Source organism: Agromyces cucurbitae, from assembly GCF_058349945.1.
Genome location: NZ_JBYRES010000001.1, coordinates 405308 through 420541 on the forward strand (window position 1 = coordinate 405308; position 15234 = coordinate 420541).

13 protein-coding genes are annotated in these 15234 nt (G+C 74.3%); 7 read left to right on the plus strand and 6 right to left on the minus strand.

Annotated features, from left to right (window positions below; translation table 11 throughout):
* Positions 1–31 precede the first annotated feature (31 nt).
* Genes AC3RJ6_RS01980 through AC3RJ6_RS02005 form a run of 6 tightly spaced genes read left to right on the plus strand, consistent with a single transcriptional unit; the run spans position 32 to position 7898 of the window.
* Positions 32–997, plus strand: a complete 966-nt coding sequence (locus tag AC3RJ6_RS01980; protein ID WP_491425185.1) for an AAA family ATPase — start codon at positions 32–34, stop codon at positions 995–997.
* On the plus strand, positions 994–2382 hold the full coding sequence (locus tag AC3RJ6_RS01985) for a DUF58 domain-containing protein (protein ID WP_491425186.1): 1389 nt from the start codon (positions 994–996) through the stop codon (positions 2380–2382). The genes AC3RJ6_RS01980 and AC3RJ6_RS01985 overlap by 4 nt, the downstream gene beginning before the upstream one ends.
* The gene (locus AC3RJ6_RS01990) at positions 2379–4961 is read left to right on the plus strand and encodes a transglutaminase-like domain-containing protein (protein WP_491425187.1); all 2583 of its coding nucleotides are present in this window, start codon (positions 2379–2381) and stop codon (positions 4959–4961) included. The genes AC3RJ6_RS01985 and AC3RJ6_RS01990 overlap by 4 nt, the downstream gene beginning before the upstream one ends.
* Positions 4958–6427, plus strand: coding sequence for a DUF5684 domain-containing protein (locus AC3RJ6_RS01995; RefSeq protein ID WP_491425188.1), 1470 nt, complete (start codon positions 4958–4960; stop codon positions 6425–6427). The genes AC3RJ6_RS01990 and AC3RJ6_RS01995 overlap by 4 nt, the downstream gene beginning before the upstream one ends.
* Complete coding sequence (locus AC3RJ6_RS02000; RefSeq protein WP_491425189.1) at positions 6424–7263, plus strand: PP2C family protein-serine/threonine phosphatase; 840 nt, start codon at positions 6424–6426, stop codon at positions 7261–7263. Before AC3RJ6_RS01995 ends, AC3RJ6_RS02000 begins: the two co-directional genes overlap by 4 nt.
* Entirely contained in the window at positions 7260–7898 is a 639-nt protein-coding gene (locus AC3RJ6_RS02005; protein ID WP_491425190.1) for a hypothetical protein, read from the plus strand. Before AC3RJ6_RS02000 ends, AC3RJ6_RS02005 begins: the two co-directional genes overlap by 4 nt.
* A 7-nt stretch (positions 7899–7905) precedes the next feature.
* Here the strand turns inward: AC3RJ6_RS02005 and AC3RJ6_RS02010 are convergent, their stop codons facing one another.
* From AC3RJ6_RS02010 to AC3RJ6_RS02035, 6 genes are all read right to left on the minus strand, one after another.
* Complete coding sequence (locus AC3RJ6_RS02010) at positions 7906–8289, minus strand: DUF1304 domain-containing protein (protein ID WP_491425191.1); 384 nt, start codon at positions 8287–8289, stop codon at positions 7906–7908.
* 197 nt (positions 8290–8486) lie between these two features.
* A complete protein-coding gene (locus AC3RJ6_RS02015) occupies positions 8487–9941 on the minus strand; it encodes an HNH endonuclease signature motif containing protein (RefSeq protein WP_491425192.1) in 1455 nt (484 codons plus the stop codon).
* Positions 9942–10112: 171 nt separating this feature from the next.
* On the minus strand, positions 10113–11279 hold the full coding sequence (locus AC3RJ6_RS02020) for a winged helix DNA-binding domain-containing protein (protein ID WP_491425193.1): 1167 nt from the start codon (positions 11277–11279) through the stop codon (positions 10113–10115).
* Positions 11280–12128 (minus strand): ABC transporter permease, encoded by an 849-nt coding sequence (locus AC3RJ6_RS02025; protein ID WP_491425195.1) that lies wholly within the window; start codon positions 12126–12128, stop codon positions 11280–11282.
* Complete coding sequence (locus AC3RJ6_RS02030) at positions 12125–13024, minus strand: ATP-binding cassette domain-containing protein (protein ID WP_491425196.1); 900 nt, start codon at positions 13022–13024, stop codon at positions 12125–12127. Before AC3RJ6_RS02030 ends, AC3RJ6_RS02025 begins: the two co-directional genes overlap by 4 nt.
* A 175-nt stretch (positions 13025–13199) precedes the next feature.
* Positions 13200–13970, minus strand: coding sequence for an isocitrate lyase/PEP mutase family protein (locus AC3RJ6_RS02035; RefSeq protein ID WP_491425197.1), 771 nt, complete (start codon positions 13968–13970; stop codon positions 13200–13202).
* Between the two features lie 116 nt (positions 13971–14086).
* On the opposite strand from AC3RJ6_RS02035, the gene AC3RJ6_RS02040 reads away from it, so the two are divergent.
* Complete coding sequence (locus AC3RJ6_RS02040; protein WP_491425198.1) at positions 14087–15229, plus strand: serine hydrolase domain-containing protein; 1143 nt, start codon at positions 14087–14089, stop codon at positions 15227–15229.
* Positions 15230–15234: the final 5 nt, after the last annotated feature.

Sequence of the window (15234 nt, forward strand, 5' to 3'; positions counted from 1 at the left end):
ATCCACCCCGCCCTTCGAGAGGACCACCACCGTGACGATCGCACCGGAGCAGTCCGCCTGGTTCGCCGAGACCTTCTCGCTCGTCGCCGACAACGTCGAGCAGGCCGTGCTCGGCAAGCGCCACGTCGTCGAGCTCGTGCTCGCGACCGCGATCTCGGGCGGCCACGTGCTGCTCGAGGACGCGCCCGGCACCGGCAAGACGGCGCTCGCCCGCGCGATCGCGCAGACGATCCACGGCACGAGCTCGCGCATCCAGTTCACCCCCGACCTGCTGCCCGGCGACGTCACGGGCATCACGGTGTACGACCAGAAGGCCGGCCAGTTCGAGTTCCACGCGGGCCCCGTCTTCGCGAACATCGTGCTCGCCGACGAGATCAACCGCGCGAGCCCGAAGACCCAGTCGGCGCTGCTCGAGGTCATGGAGGAGGGCAACGTCACGATCGACGGCGTCACCCGCCCCGTCGGCAACCCGTTCATGGTCATCGCGACGCAGAACCCGATCGAGCAGGGCGGCACGTACCGCCTGCCCGAGGCGCAGCTCGACCGCTTCACCGTGAAGACCTCGATCGGCTACCCCGACGAGGCCTCGACGATGCGCATCCTGCAGGCGGTCGGCGCCCCGAAGCCGCGCCTCGACGGCATCGTCGGCACCGACACGATCGTCGCCATGACCGAGCTGAGTCGCGGCGTGTACGTCAACCCGCTCGTCTCCGACTACATCATGCGACTCGTCGACGCGACGCGTCGCGCGAGCGAGGTGCGCCTCGGCGTGAGCGTGCGCGGCGCGATCGCGCTCTCGCGCCTCGCGATGACGTGGGCCGCCGCCGCCGGACGCACGTATGCGACGCCCGACGACGTGCGCGAGCTCGCCGTCGCCGCGCTCGCGCACCGCCTCGTGCTCGAGCCCGAGGCCGAGTTCGACGGCGTGACCGCGGTGGCCGTCGTCAACCAGATCCTGCTCGACGTGCCGGCGCCCCGGGAGAACGGCGTGGCGTGACCGAGCCGACCGACCTCCTCCACAAGCCCGCGACCGCCGACACGCTCACCTCGACGCGTGGCGCGACGGTCACGCGGCTGTCGCGCACGCGCCGCGGCCCCATGGCCGAGGGCGCCGCCCGGCTGCGCCGCGGTGCGCGGGCGGCCGGCGGCGCGCTCCGGCGCGCGGTCGCGTGGGTGCGGGAGACGGTCTCACCGGCCGGGATGCTGCTCGCGGGGCTCGTGGTCGTCGGCATCGTCTGCGGTGCCGTATTCGGATGGTTCGAGGCGTGGGTGGTCGCGGCGATGGCGGCGACCCTGCTCCTCGTGTGCGTGCCGTTCCTGCTCGGCGCGCACGACTACCGGGTGAAGCTCGACCTCGACCGCGACCGGGTGGTCGCGGGCTCCGAGATCCATGGCACGCTCGACCTCGTCAACAGCGGGTCGCGCGCCTCGCTGCCGGGCGTCGTCGACATCCCGGTCGGCAAGGGGCTCGTCGAGGCGCACATCCCGCTGCTGCGCGGCGGTGGCCACCACCGGGAGGAGCTCGTGATCGCGGCCCAGCGCCGCGGCATCATCGACGTCGGCCCGATGACGGTGTCGCGCGGCGACCCGCTGCGGGTGCTCCGCCGCGAGATGAGCTGGCCCGAGGTGCAGCGCGTCCACGTGCACCCGGTCACGGTCGCGCTGCCGCCGTCGAGCGCGGGGCTCATCCGCGACCTCGAGGGCGCCCCGTCGAACGATCTCGTCGACGCCGACCTGTCGTTCCACGCGGTGCGCGAGTACGTCGTCGGCGACTCGCAGCGGCACGTGCACTGGAAGTCGACCGCCCGCACGGGCAAGCTCATGGTGCGCCAGTACGAGGAGTCGCGGCACGCCCGCATCGCGGTGCTGCTCGACCTCGACCTCGACGGCTACTCGAGCGACGACGAGTTCGAGACCGCCGTCAGCGCGGCCGCCTCGCTCGGCGTGCAGGGCGTGCACGAGGGGCGCGACGTGCTCGTCGGCGTGAGCGCGTGGCTCGACACCGCCGACCGCGGCGCCGTGCAGTCGATGCGGTCGCTGCCGACCGTCACGCCCCGCGTGCTGCTCGACGGCATGTCGGGTCTCGAGGGCGGGTCGGCCGCGGGAACGGGCGCCCGCGTCATCCGCCTCGAATCGGTCGCCGCGCTCGTCTCGCAGTCGTTCGGCGACCTCTCGATCGCCTTCCTCGTCACGGGCTCGCAGGTGCCGTTGCAGCGACTGCGCCGCGCCGCGATCACCCTGCCGCCGGGCATCACCGTCGTCGCGGTGCGCTGCGAGCCGGGCGCCGAGCCCGGTGCGCGCCGGTCGAAGGAGCTGACGGTGCTCACGCTCGGCGAGCTCGGCGACCTGCCGCAGCTGCTCGCGAGGGGAGCCGTGCGATGAGCGCCGCGAACGAACGCCCCGTGCACGCGCCGAACGACGCTTCCGTCGCAGCTCCGGCCGGCGGGGTCGCCCCGACCGCCCCGGCCGCCCGCTCGCGCGCGGGCGACGGGTCGTCGACGCGCACCGCGCTCGGCATCGGCTACGTCGTCGTCGCGGGCGTGCTCGCGACCGTCGCGGCGTGGCCGGTCTACGCGTCGTTGCGCATGCTCGTCGTGGCGGCGGCCGCGATCGTCGCGGGTCTCGGAATCGCCGCGCTCGCCCGGGCCCTCCCGCTGCGCGGGACACTCCGGGTGCTCGTCGTCGTGCTCGCGACGGCCGCGGCGTACGCGCTCCTCGTGGTGCCGGTGGCGATCCCGTCGGCCATGGCGGATGCGCCGACCTGGCTGCGGGGCATCCGCGACGGGTTCGTCGGCGTCGTCGTCGGCTGGAAGCAGCTGCTCACCCTGTCGCTGCCGCTCGGCGAGTACCAGGCGGTGCTCGTGCCCTTCCTCATCGTCATGCTCGTCGGCACGCTCGTCGCGACGCTCCTGGTCGTACCCGACCGGCGTGCCTCTCCGCTCGCGGTGATCGTCGGCTTCGCGATGTCGGGCTTCGGGCTCGCGTTCGGCTCGTCGACGCTGAGCGACCCCCTCGTCATCGGCCCCGTCGTCGTGCCCGCGCCGCGCGAGCTCCTCGTCGGCATCGGCGGACTCGCGGCCGCACTCGTGTGGCTGCTGCTGCGATCACGGTCGATCCGCGCGGTCGCCCTGCGTCGGGCGACGGCCGGCACCGTGCAGCGCGCGGGCCTCCGGGGCTGGCCAGCGTGGCGCCGGCGCTCGCTCGCCGGCGTGCTCGTCGTGCTCGCGGTCGTGGCCGGCGCGGTCGCGACCCCGGCCGCGGCCTCGTTCGCCGAGCGCACGGCGCTGCGCGATCGGGTCGAGCCCGAGGTCGTCGTGCGCCAGACCGCCACCCCGCTCGCGAGCTACCGCGCCGCGTTCGGCGCCGACCGGGTCGACGAGACCTGGCTCGAGCTCTCGGGAGACCTGAAGGGCGTGCAGCGCCTGCGCCTCGCGACGCTCGACGACTACGACGGCGAGACCTTCCACGTCGCGACGACGGGTCCCTCGTCGCAGTTCAGCCGGCTGCCGCGGGCGGCCGTGCGCGCACCCGGCGACGTCGCCTTCGAGGTCGGTGTCGGTGACGGCTATGCCGGCATCTGGGTGCCGGCGCCGGTCGGCCTGCGCGCCGCGCCCGACTTCGGCGGGCCCCGCCGGTCGGCGCTCGACGACGGCTTCCACCGGTCCGCCGACGGTGCGACCTCCATCAGCATCGCGAAGATCCCGGATGCCTCGGGCGCGCCGCCGAGCGTCGAGCGAGGCCTCGCCCCGGGCGACGTGTACGACGTCGTCTCGGCGCCCGACACGGCGACGAAGCTCGCCGAGCCGGGCGCGAACCCCGAGCTCGATCCCGAGGAGTACCCGGCCCTGTCGGCATGGCTCGAGCTGCAGGAGCAGCCCAGCTCGGCCGCCGGGCTCACCGAGCTCGTGCAGCGGCTGCGCGCCCGCGGCTACCTGAGCCACGCCGCGGTCGACGGTCCCGACGCGGCGGGCTGGATCGCGCAACTCGGCGGCGGCTACTCGTTCCTGCCGAGCTACTCGGGCCACTCGAAGGCGCGCATCGAGGCGCTCTTCACGCAGCTCGTCGACCAGCAGCGCCTCGCCGGGCCCAAGGCGTCCGACGCGGCGCTCGTCGCGGGTGTCGGCGACGACGAGCAGTTCGCGGTCGCGATCGCGCTGATCGCCCGCGCGCTCGGCTACGACTCCCGCGTCGTGCTCGGCTTCCGGCTGCCCGGCGCGGGCGACCTGCCGGGCGTCGCCACGTGCGCCGACGTGTGCACCGGCGGATCGCTCACGGTGTGGACCGAGGTGGCGGGTGGCGACGGCGCGTGGGTGCCGATCGATGCGACGCCCCAGTTCGAGGTCGCGCCGAGCCTCATCGAGGAGGGCGAGCAGCTGCCGCAGCATCCGACCACGCCCGACCGCCCCGACACGGCGACCGTCGACCCGCCGTCCGCGCAGAGCGAGTCGAGCGATGCGGCGGCGGCGCCGCCGCAGGAGGGCCCCGTCGTCGGCTCGTCGCTCTTCGCGGTGCTGCGCTGGGTCGCGCTCGGCTTCGCCGCGGCGCTGTGCCTCGTGCTGCCGCTGCTCGCGCTGCTCGTCGCGAAGGGCGCACGGTCGCGCCGCCGCCGGCACGACCCGGTGCCCGAGCTGCGCGTCGTCGGCGCGTGGGACGAGCTCGTCGACCTGTACGTCGACCACGGCGTGGTCGACGGCGAGCGCCCCGCCCGGGCCGACACCGCGCGTGCCTCCGGTCGCCCGGCGGCGGCCGCGCTCGCCGCGCTCGTCGACCGCGCGGTCTTCGCCGGCGATCCGCCGTCGCCCGCCGACGCCGACGCGGCGTGGGCGATCGTCGATGCCGAACGACACGAACTCCGCGCGGCGGCCCGCGCGAGGCGCCGACTTTCCGCGAGGCTGTCCTTCGCCTCACTCGTCCGTCCATTCCGCCCTGCTCGCGCATCACTCGAGGAGCCCGCACGATGACCACCGCCGACACGCAGCAGCTCGCCGCGCTCTCGCTCATGATGATGGGCATCTCGTTGCTCGTCGGCATCGGCGTGTACGTCTGGTACGCCCTGATGTTCGCCAAGGTGCTGAAGCGCTTCGGCCAGCCCGCCTGGTCGGCGTGGGTGCCCGTCTGCAACGAGATGCAGCTGTTCAAGATCGGCGGCCAGCAGCCGTGGCTCGCGCTGCTGCTGTTCGTGCCGCTCGCCCAGATCGTGGGCCTCGTCTTCAAGGTGTTCGCCCTGCATCGCATCAGCCAGCAGAGCTGGCGCGGCCTCGGCACGACCGTCCTCGGCCTGGTGCTGCCGCCGGTGTGGGCGACGGTGCTCGCCTTCGGCCCGTCGCCCGACCCCGAGCAGGGCCGCATGCCCGTGCGGGGAACGCCGGCCGGCGACATCCCGCCCGTCGCCCCGACCGGCCCGCTCGCGGGCGGGGCTCCGGCCGTGCCCGCCGCGCCCGCCGCCGACGGCTGGTTCCTCGCGCAGCAGCAGGGGGCGCCGGCGCCCATCTCGGCGCCGCCCGCACCGGCCGCCGCGGTGGCCGCAGAGGCCGCGCCCGCCGTCGCTCCGGCACCCGGTGCGCAGCCCGGCTGGGCGCCCGCCCCGGCGCAGGCCTGGTCGGCCCCGACCGCCGGGGGTTCGGGCGAGGCGCCCGTGTCCGCGGCGGTACCGCCCGCGTCGTCGGAGCCCGGCGGCATCGGCACGACGGGCGGCGCGTCGGCGCTCGCCTCGCTGTTCGCCCCGCCGAGCGACGCCCCGCCCGCCGCGCCAGCCGAGCAGCCCGCCCGCATCCCCGGTCGCATCGAACCGCTGCCGCCCGTTCCGGTGACGCCGCCGCCCGCGGCGGGTCCCGCGGCTCCCGTCGCGGCTCCCGCGGCCCCCGCGGCCGCTCCCGTGGTGGCCGCAGCGGCACCGGTCGTCGCGCCGTCGCCCGGGCTGCCCGTCGCGCCGCCGCCCGGCTTCGCGCCGCCCGCGCCGCCCACGGCCGCCGCCGCGGCCGCGCCGGTGGCCGGCTACGACCCCGCCGACGCCGAGACGATCGTCACCGGCGACGGCGACGACGACCCGTTCGACCGCACCGTCGTCGTCAGCCGTCGCCCGGTCGTGCCCTGGCGCCTCGCGCTCGACGACGGCACGACGCTCGCCCTCGACGCCGTCGTGGTCGTGCTCGGCCGCAACCCGCGCCAGGCGCTCACGGGCGAGCAGCGGCTCGTCGTGCCCGACCCGAGCCGCACGCTCTCGAAGACGCACGCCGTGCTGCGACTCGAGGGCGACCAGTGGGCGATCACCGACCTCGACTCGACGAACGGCGTGATGGTGCCCGACGCATCCGGTGTCGACCAGCTCGTCGACGCCGGCGTCCCGACACCCGTGCGCGACCGCTTCGTGCTCGGCACGCTCGGCGTGCGGCTCGAGCGCACCGGCGAGACCCCGGGCGGCCGATGACCGACGCCGCCGCCGTGAACCTCTCCGCCGCCGCCGCGACCGACGTCGGACTCGTCCGTCGCGCCAACGAGGATGCGGCGCTCGCCGAGTGGCCGATCTACGTCGTGGCCGACGGCATGGGCGGCTACGAGGCCGGCGACCGGGCGAGCGCCGCCGTGGTCGCCGCGTTCCGCGAGCACGTCGCCGGGCAACCGGTCGCGACCGTCGCCGGCGTGCGCACGGCCCTCGCGACCGCGAGCGACGCCGTCGCCGCCGTGGCGGCCACGACCGATCGCGGCGCCGGATCGACCGTCGCGGGCATCGCGCTCGTCGACGACGAGGGCGAGCCGGCCTGGCTCGTCTTCAACGTCGGCGACTCCCGCGTCTACCGCCACCACGGCACCGTGCTCGAACAGCTCACGGTCGACCACTCGCTCGGCCAGGAGCTCGTCGACAGCGGGGCGCTCGCCCCCGAGGATCTCGCGACCTTCGAGCGGCGCAACGTGATCACGCGGGCCATCGGCGCCCCCGACTCGACGGCCGACAGCTGGCTGCTGCCGGTCGTGAACGGCGAGCGGCTGCTCATCTGCAGCGATGGGCTCACCTCGGAGGTCAGCGACGAGGGCATCCGGGCGACGCTCACGATGAGCGGGCGCCCCGAGTCGGCGGCGGCCGCCCTCGTGCAGCGCGCGCGCCAGGCCGGCGGCCGCGACAACATCACGGTCGTCGTGGTCGACGTCGTCTCGGGCGGCATCGACGAGCAGGGCGACGCGACGACGGGACTGCCGCGTCCGACGCCGCCGTCCGAGCCCGAGGTCGACGACGAGACCACCATCCCCGTGCGAGGCCGGTCATGAGCGACGAATCCGTGCTGAGCGGAGAACGCGGCGTGCGCGACGACGTCGTGCCCGACGTCGATGCGACCGTCGTGGTGCGCCGCGACGACGACGCGACGGTCGTGAGCGCCGCGGTCGCCGATCCCGACGCGACGATCGTCGTCGAGCGAGGGCAGTCGCAGGCGGCATCGATGCCCGAGGAGGCCGCGCCCGGCGCCGACGATGCGACGGTCGTCGTCGCCCGCCCGGCTGCCCCCGACGACGCCACGCGCGTCGTGGAGCGCGGCGAGCAGGCCGACCGGCGGTTCACGCACGGCGAGCCGATCATGAACGCCCCGCGTCGCCGCGACCGCCGCAGGCCGGCCCCGGCGCCCGTCTCCGACGAGGTGCTGCGCACCGCGGAGCCCGCCGCCGGCCCCGGGCCGCTCGAGCGCTACGAGGTGCGCGAGCTCGAGGCATCCGCCCCGTCCGCGCCGCCCCGGTTCGCCGACGGTGCGCCGCCGACCCGCGACCCCGCCGCGGCCCTGCCGTCGGTCGCACGACGCAGCCGCCGCAGCGCCGCCGTCTCGATCGCGGTGTTCGCGGGCGCCTGCGTCGTCGCGGTCGGCGGGCTCGCCGCGGTCGCGGTCGTCGTGCTCGGCGAGGTGCTCGGCTGACCCTCGCTCAGGCGAAGGCGAACAGCACGAAGCCGATGAGCGGCAGCGTGCCCTGGATGAGCGCCGGCTTCAGGTAGCCGCGGCCGGTGGTCGTGAGCACGGCCGCCGCGAGGAACATGCACGCGGTGGTGAACAGCACGAGCGTCTTGCCGACGGGCAGCGCGCCGGCCCACCAGAGCACGAGCCCGAGTGCCGCACCGATGCCGAGGAACAGGTTGTAGAAGCCCTGGTTGTACGCCATCGGCCGGGTGGCGTCGGCCTGCGCCTGGTCGGCGACGCCGAATCGCTTCCAGGTCGCCGGGCGCGTCCACCAGACGCTCTCCATCAGGAAGATGTAGCCGTGCAGCAGCGCGGCGAGGGCGACGACGACGGTTCCGATGAGGGCGGCCATGCGGTGATCGTACGCGCCGGGGATGCCGCGGGGCGGGCGCCGCGCGCGACGGGCGCGCCGGTCGGTGCAGTGGAGCCGCTCGGGCGCCCGCCGACCCACCGGTGTGGCGAGGTCGTACCCGCTCGGTATCGCTCGGCTCGTCATCGGGCGGACTCGGCCGATTCAGGTCGCGGCGGCGGGCGTGCAGGCGCGCGCGCTCACGCTGCCGCGGCAGTGAGGAATGCGGAGATGTCGGGTGGTGGTGGGGCGATCGTGGGGAGTCGTCGGTTGCCGGGGCGTGGTCGGCGGGTGGGGTCGAGGTGTGCGGGTGGGATGAACCAGGTGTGCCCGTGGTCGATGATGATGGTCCATCCGTCGTCGTGGATGCGGTGGTGGTGATGCGAACACAGCATGATGCCGTTGTCGAGGTCGGTGCGGCCGTTGTGTCGTGTCCACCATCGGAGGTGGTGCGCTTGGGTGTGGGACGGGGGTCTGGTGCAGCCGGGCCAGGCGCAGCCGCCGTCGCGGTCGGTGAGGACGAGTTTCTGGGCTTGGGTGAACAGGCGGCGGGATCGGCCGAGTTGGAGGTTCTCGTGCCCGTCGCCGAGGTAGAGGGGTGCGATGCCGGCGGACATCGCGAGTTCTTGGATCGTGGCGGCCGAGACGGGTTGGTCGATGCCGTCGATGGTGCCGTGCCCGCGCCCGGTCTGCAGTGCGGTGGCGTCGATGCGGGCGACGACGGTCGCCTGCCGGAGGGGTGCGGGGCCGTCGGCGGCGGTGAGGGAGTGGCGTGCGAGGTCGGCGAGGGCGTCGAGGTTCATCTGCGCGATCGTGCGCTGCTCGGCGAACACGTCATCGGGGCTGCCGGTGGTTGCGGGCGCGGGTCGTTTCGCGTCGCGGGCTTGGTGGAGTTCGGCGGCGACGAGGGGCTCGATCGCGAGTTTGATGGGGGCGCCGTTGGCGGGGTCGGCGGCGCCGGTGAACCGGATCATGCCGTGCTCGTCTTCCCAGATGCGGAGCTCGCGGGCGGCCCGCAACTCGTCTTCGCGGGGTTTCACACCGTCGGGGTCGAGGCGGGCTTCGAGGAGTTTCACGAGCCGGTGCAACCCGTCGGCCCCGACGGTCGGGGCGCGTTCGACGAGGAATCGTTCGGCGTCGGAGAGTTCGGCCCGGTCGGCGCGGGGTGCGACGCGGTCGCAGAACCGGCGGATCACGTCGGCCGCGTCGACGCAGATCGTGCCCGAGGCGAGTGCGTCGGCGAGGTGCGGGTGCCTGGGCGGCAGCAGTTCACCGGTGAACGAAGCGCGGGGTGCGGTCGCCTGCCCCACGGCGACGAGTTTCACCGCGTCTTGGTAGCGGCCGCCGGTCGCGGACGCGATCAATCGTTCCGCGGAGGCGAACCCGTGCTTGCGGGCGACCTCGTCGGTGCCGGGCTTGGAGCGGGCGGCGAGTTCGGCCGCGACGGGCGCCTGCAACGCCTGCACCTGCCGCACGAGTTCGCCGAGGGCTTCGGTCGCCCGGACCAGCCCGTCGTCACTCATCAGGCGCACGTCGGCGGCCGCGTCGACCGAGCCCGGCGTGCCCGCGAGCCGGGCACCGGCCCACACCTCAGCAAGCCCGTTGATGGCGGCTGAAACCCCGGTCAGGGCGGGTATTCCGGCGGGTTCGGGCATGTTCCGAGTCTACCCGGAACCACCCGGGATTCGAAGAGATGTTCGAGGCTTGTGGAGAACTTTTGCCGACCCGGACCCGGATGCTGGAGACCCTCGCGAACGTGGTCTCGATACGCGCCCTCCACCGTCGGGCGCTACTCGACCGACTCACCCGACCGGTCGATGCGAGCATCAGATCGCGGTGACGGACTCGATCTCGATCTCGACCGACCCGCCGAGGAACGCGGCGACCTCGGCGAGGCGTTCATCGAGCGAGCGCCGCTCGACGTGCGAGAACTCCCGCCACGGCAGGACCCGCAGCGTCGCCCGGTCGCCGCGAACGACCGGCGCCCACCTGCCGGCCATCACCCCGCCCGCGAACATCGCGTGCAGCGGGAACTCGGGGATGATCGGCGCCGCCACGCCGGGTGGCTGCAGGTAGTCGCGCGGCGACGCATAGCCCATGACGTACTCGTCGTAGCCCTGCAGCAGGTCGATGCGGGAGGGGTCGTCGTCGCGCGCCGCGCGTTCCGCCGTCCGCGACGACCACGCGGCCGCGACCGCGCCGTCGTGCCAGAGCTCCTCGTCGTCGTCGAGCCGCTCGATGCGTCCGTCGGTGATCTCGGATGCCGCGGCCAGCGCGTCACGCACGTCGCCGAGCGTGAAGCCCGACCACGCCGACAGGTCGCGCACCGTCACCGGCCCACGGGTCGCGACCGCCCGCTCGGCGAGCTCGGCGAGCGCCTCCGAGCGGTCTCGCGCCGGAGAGGCGGGCACGCGCTCGTCGAACGCCGCATAGGTACGCTGCTTGCCGGCGCTCGCGCCAGAGATCGCCACGAGCTCCAGCTCGGCGAGCAGCAGCACGAACAGCAGGCCCGTCGTCGGGAGGCCGGCGCGCTCGAGCGCCTCGGCGAGCTCGCCCCTCGTGCGGTGCCCGCCGTCGAGCGCACGCGCCACGACGTCGACGGCCCTCGCGCCGGCTTCGCCGTCCCACCCGGCCTTGCGGATCGTCCCCGCCATCTGGCGGCGCACCCGCGGCACCGACACTTCGAGCAGCCAGCGCGCGTCCTCTGGCACGACGAAGTGCCAGGTGGGGCGCAGCACGTGCGTGCGCAGGATCTCGCCCCGATCGATCGCCGCGGCGACCGAAGCCGCGTCGGGGCGCGACGCCGGAGCGATGCGCTGCGCGAGCCCCCACTGCGCGGGCAGGTACTCCTGCGCCTGGACTGCGAGCGCCCGCCGCACGACGGCGGCCGGGGTCGCGGACGGCGCCGGCCCCGCGGCATCCGCATCACCGCCGACCCGCGCGCGCAGGCCCTGCGCGAACAGCCGACGTGAGCGAAGCTCGGCGGCGAGCACCTACGACACGTCCCTCCGCCAGGTCGTCGCACCGCCGATCACGGTCGCGACGACCGCGATCCCGAGCAGCACGAGGCCGCCCTGCCACCACTCGAGCGACTGCACGGCCGCCCCGGCCGGGGTCGCCATCGTGTAGAACGACGCCCCGACGAGCGCGTCGCTCGCGGCGCCGGGCAGGTACTGGCCGATCGCCGCCGTGACGTCGCTGAGCGAGGCCACGAGCCGCAGGATGGGCTCGATGAACTGCGCGAACACGATGACGATCACGATCGCCGCGACCTGGTTCACGACGAGCACGCCGAGGCCGACGCCGATGCCGCCCCAGAGTGCGAGGGCGAGCACGCCGCGGCCGATGAGCGCCCACGTGTCGGACGAGTCGAGTCCGGTGTCGAGCCCGAAGCCCGCGAGCGCCGCGGCGCCCGCACCGACCGAGGCGGCGAAGGCGAGCACGCCGAGCCCGGCGCCGACGACGAGCTGCGAGGCGAACTTCGACCACAGCACCACCTGGCGGTGCGGCGCGGCGAGGAACGTCGGGGTGAGCGTCTTGTGCCGGTACTCGCTCGTGACCGCGAGCGCGCCCAGCAGCACCGGGAAGACGTAGCCGATCGACGACGCGAAGCTGTAGATGAGCGGCGCGAGCTCGGTGCCCGGCGGCACGACCTGGCCGCCGCCGCCGCCACCGCTCGCCGCGGCCGCTGCTTCGGGATTCGCGGACGCCCAGCCGAGGAACGCGCCGAGTCCGCCGGCCATGAGCCCGACGTACGCGACGAGGATGATCGCGAGCAGCCACCACATGCGGGTGGTGAAGACCTTGCGGAACTCCGCGGCGAGCGCATTCCAGGGGTTCACGACTCGTCACCCCCGCCCACGAGCGACAGGAACGAATCCTCGAGGCCCGATTTCAGCCGATGCAGCGCGCTGAGCTCGACGCCGCCGACGAACGCCGCATGGCCGACGACCGCGGGGTCGGGCTCGGCGACGATGAACCCGCCGCGGCCCTCGGTGTGCTCGAGGCCGGCGGCATCGAGCGCTGACGCGAGCGCCGCCCGGTCGGGGGAGTCGACGATCGTGCGCGGTGCCGCCTCCAGCTCGAGGCTCGCGAGGGTGCCGCGCTTGACGAGCCGTCCCCTCGAGATGATCACGACGTCGTCGACCGATTGCTGCACCTCGCTCAGCAGGTGCGACGAGACCAGCACGGTGCGGCCCTCCCGGGCGAGCGCCTGCAAGAACCCGCGGATCCACTTGATCCCCTCGGGGTCGAGCCCGTTGATGGGCTCGTCGAGCACGAACACCGACGGATCGCCGAGCAGCGTGTAGGCGAGCGCGAGCCGCTGCCGCATGCCGAGCGAATAGCCGCCGACGCGGCGGTCGGCGAACTCCGCGATGCCGACCTGGTCGAGCACCGCCGGCACGCGCGAGCGGTCGATGCCCGCCGCCGTCGCGTACACCAGCAGGTGATTGCGCGCCGAGCGGCCGGGGTGGAAGCTCGCGTCGAGCGAGGCGCCGACCGTCTCGAGCGGGCGGGGCAGCGCCGCGTACGGCGTGCCCCCGAACGTCGCGGTGCCGGCGTCGGGCCGTTCGAGCCCGAGCAGCACGCGAAGCGTCGTCGTCTTGCCCGCGCCGTTCGGCCCGAGAAAGCCGGTCACCCGGCCGGGCTGCACCGTGAACCCGAGATCTTCGACCGCGGTGACCGCGCCGAATCGCTTGGTGAGACCCGTGATCTCGATGGGGATGCCGTCGGCCATGCGCGCTCCTCACGTCGGGGGCCGTTGCCGCCGCGATGGGCTGCGCCCCCGCCCAGCCCGTGTGACGGCCCGGAGGCCGTCACACGTCACCCTAGCGAGCGAGCCCCGCCCGGGGCATCCGACTCGTGGGGGATTCGCAGATCAGCGCGGGGAATCGGCCGAGCCGGCCGACCGCTCAGTTCAGCGGGCGGATGCCGTCGGGCAGCACGCCGCCCGCGTAGAGGTCGGTCGCAAGGTCTTGCAGTGCGCCGAGCGCGACGCGCTGCGTCGTCGGGCCGTACGAGAGGCGGGCGACCCCGAGCGCCTCGAGCCGGCCGGGCGCGGGAATGCCGGGCAGTCCGATGAGCGCGAGCTTCTGCTCGCCGATTCCCGCGACGAGCTCTTCGACCTCGGCCTCGCCGAAGACGCCCGGCACGAACACGCTCGTCGCGCCCGCGTCGAGAAAGGCGCGACCGCGCTCGACGACATCGGCGATCCACACCTCGCGGGGGCGGTCGTGGCCGCGCAGCCAGGCGTCGGTGCGTGCGTTGAGGGCGAACGGCACGTCCTCGGCCTCGGCCGCGGCGACCGCCGCCTCGACGGTGGCAACCGACTCGGCGAGGGGCTTGAATCGGTCTTCGATGTTCGCGCCGACGATGCCCTCGCCGATCGCCCGGCGCACGGTCTCGCCGGCGTCGCCGTAGCCGTCGTCGAGGTCGGCGCTCACGGGCACCTCGACCGCCCGGGCGATGCGCCCCGCCATGTCGAGCATGATCTCGACCGGGATCTCGCCGTCGGGGTAGCCGAACGACGCGGCGATCGAATGGCCCGCGGTGGCGAGCGCACGGGTCTCGGGCAGGGCGGCGACGGCGCGGGCGCTCACCACGTCCCACACGTTCACCACCTGCAGCAGCTCGGGGGCGGCGTAGAGTCGGCGGAGTTCTTCGGCGGTCTCAGCGAGGGTCATGCTCCCAACCTAGGGTGTCGGGCCGACACCCTGGGTCGGTTGGAGTCGGCGTGCGTCGGGCCGACACCCGGTCGGGGGAGTAGTGAGGATTACTCACTACGAGTAGCATCCGAGCGATGGCATCATCGCGCGCGGTCCGGCGCGGTGCCGCGTTCGCCGCGATCGCGATCACCGCCGGACTGCTCGCGGGGTGCATCGCCACGCCGTCGTCGAACTCGGGCACCTCGGCAGCGGAGGGATCGGCGACCGAGTCGGCGGACGCTGCCGGCGCCGCCGGTGAGGTTCGGCGGGCGACCGCCGACGCCGACCTCGTCGACCGGATCGGCTCGACGTTCTCGCAGGACTACCAGCGCGCGGCCGTCGCGGTCATCGACGGGGACGGCGTGCGCACGGCGTTCGTCGACGCCGACGAGTCGACCACCTTCGAGATCGCCTCGATCACGAAGACGCTCACCGGCGAGCTCCTCGCGATCGCGATCGAGCGCGGGGAAGTGTCGCTCGACGACCGCCTCGGAGATCACCTCGACCTCGGTGCGTCTCCAGCGGCCGACGTCACCCTCCGCGGACTCGTCACGCACATGTCGGGACTGCCCGAGTTCCCCGACGATCCGGCGTGGCGCGCCGAGTTCGAGGAACGGATCGCCGCCCGCGAGGACCCATGGGGCGGAGACCTGCCGGAGCTCCTCGCGCTCGCGCGCACCACGGCCGTCGCACCCGACGCGGGGTTCGAGTACAGCAACCTGGGCACGGCCCTGCTCGGGCACGCGCTCGCGTCGGCCGCGGGAATGGAGTACTCGAGCCTGCTGCGGGAGCGCGTCCTCGAACCGCTCGGCATGGATCACGCCGTGGTCGTCGAGACCGACGACGAGGTGCCCGACACGAACGCCGGCGGGTTCAACGCAGCAGGGCAATCGGTCGCACCGATCTCGCCCGGCGCGTTCGCCCCGGCGGCCGGCGTGCATGCGACACTCGGCGACCTGGTGGCGTTCGCGACCGCGGTGCTCGACGGTCCGCTGCAGCACAGCGCGGCGCTCGAGCCGATCGCGGAGATCGAGCCCGGCACGAAGATCGGCTACTTCTGGTGGATCGAGGAGACACCCGCCCGCACGATCACGTGGCACCCGGGCCGAACCGGGGCGGCCGCCTCCGCGCTCATGATCGACCGCGACGCCGGCGTCGCGACGATCGTCCTGAGCAACTCCGACCTGGGCGCCGCCGACACGGTCGCCCGCCGTCTCCTCGTCGACGCCGAGCAGTGAGCGTG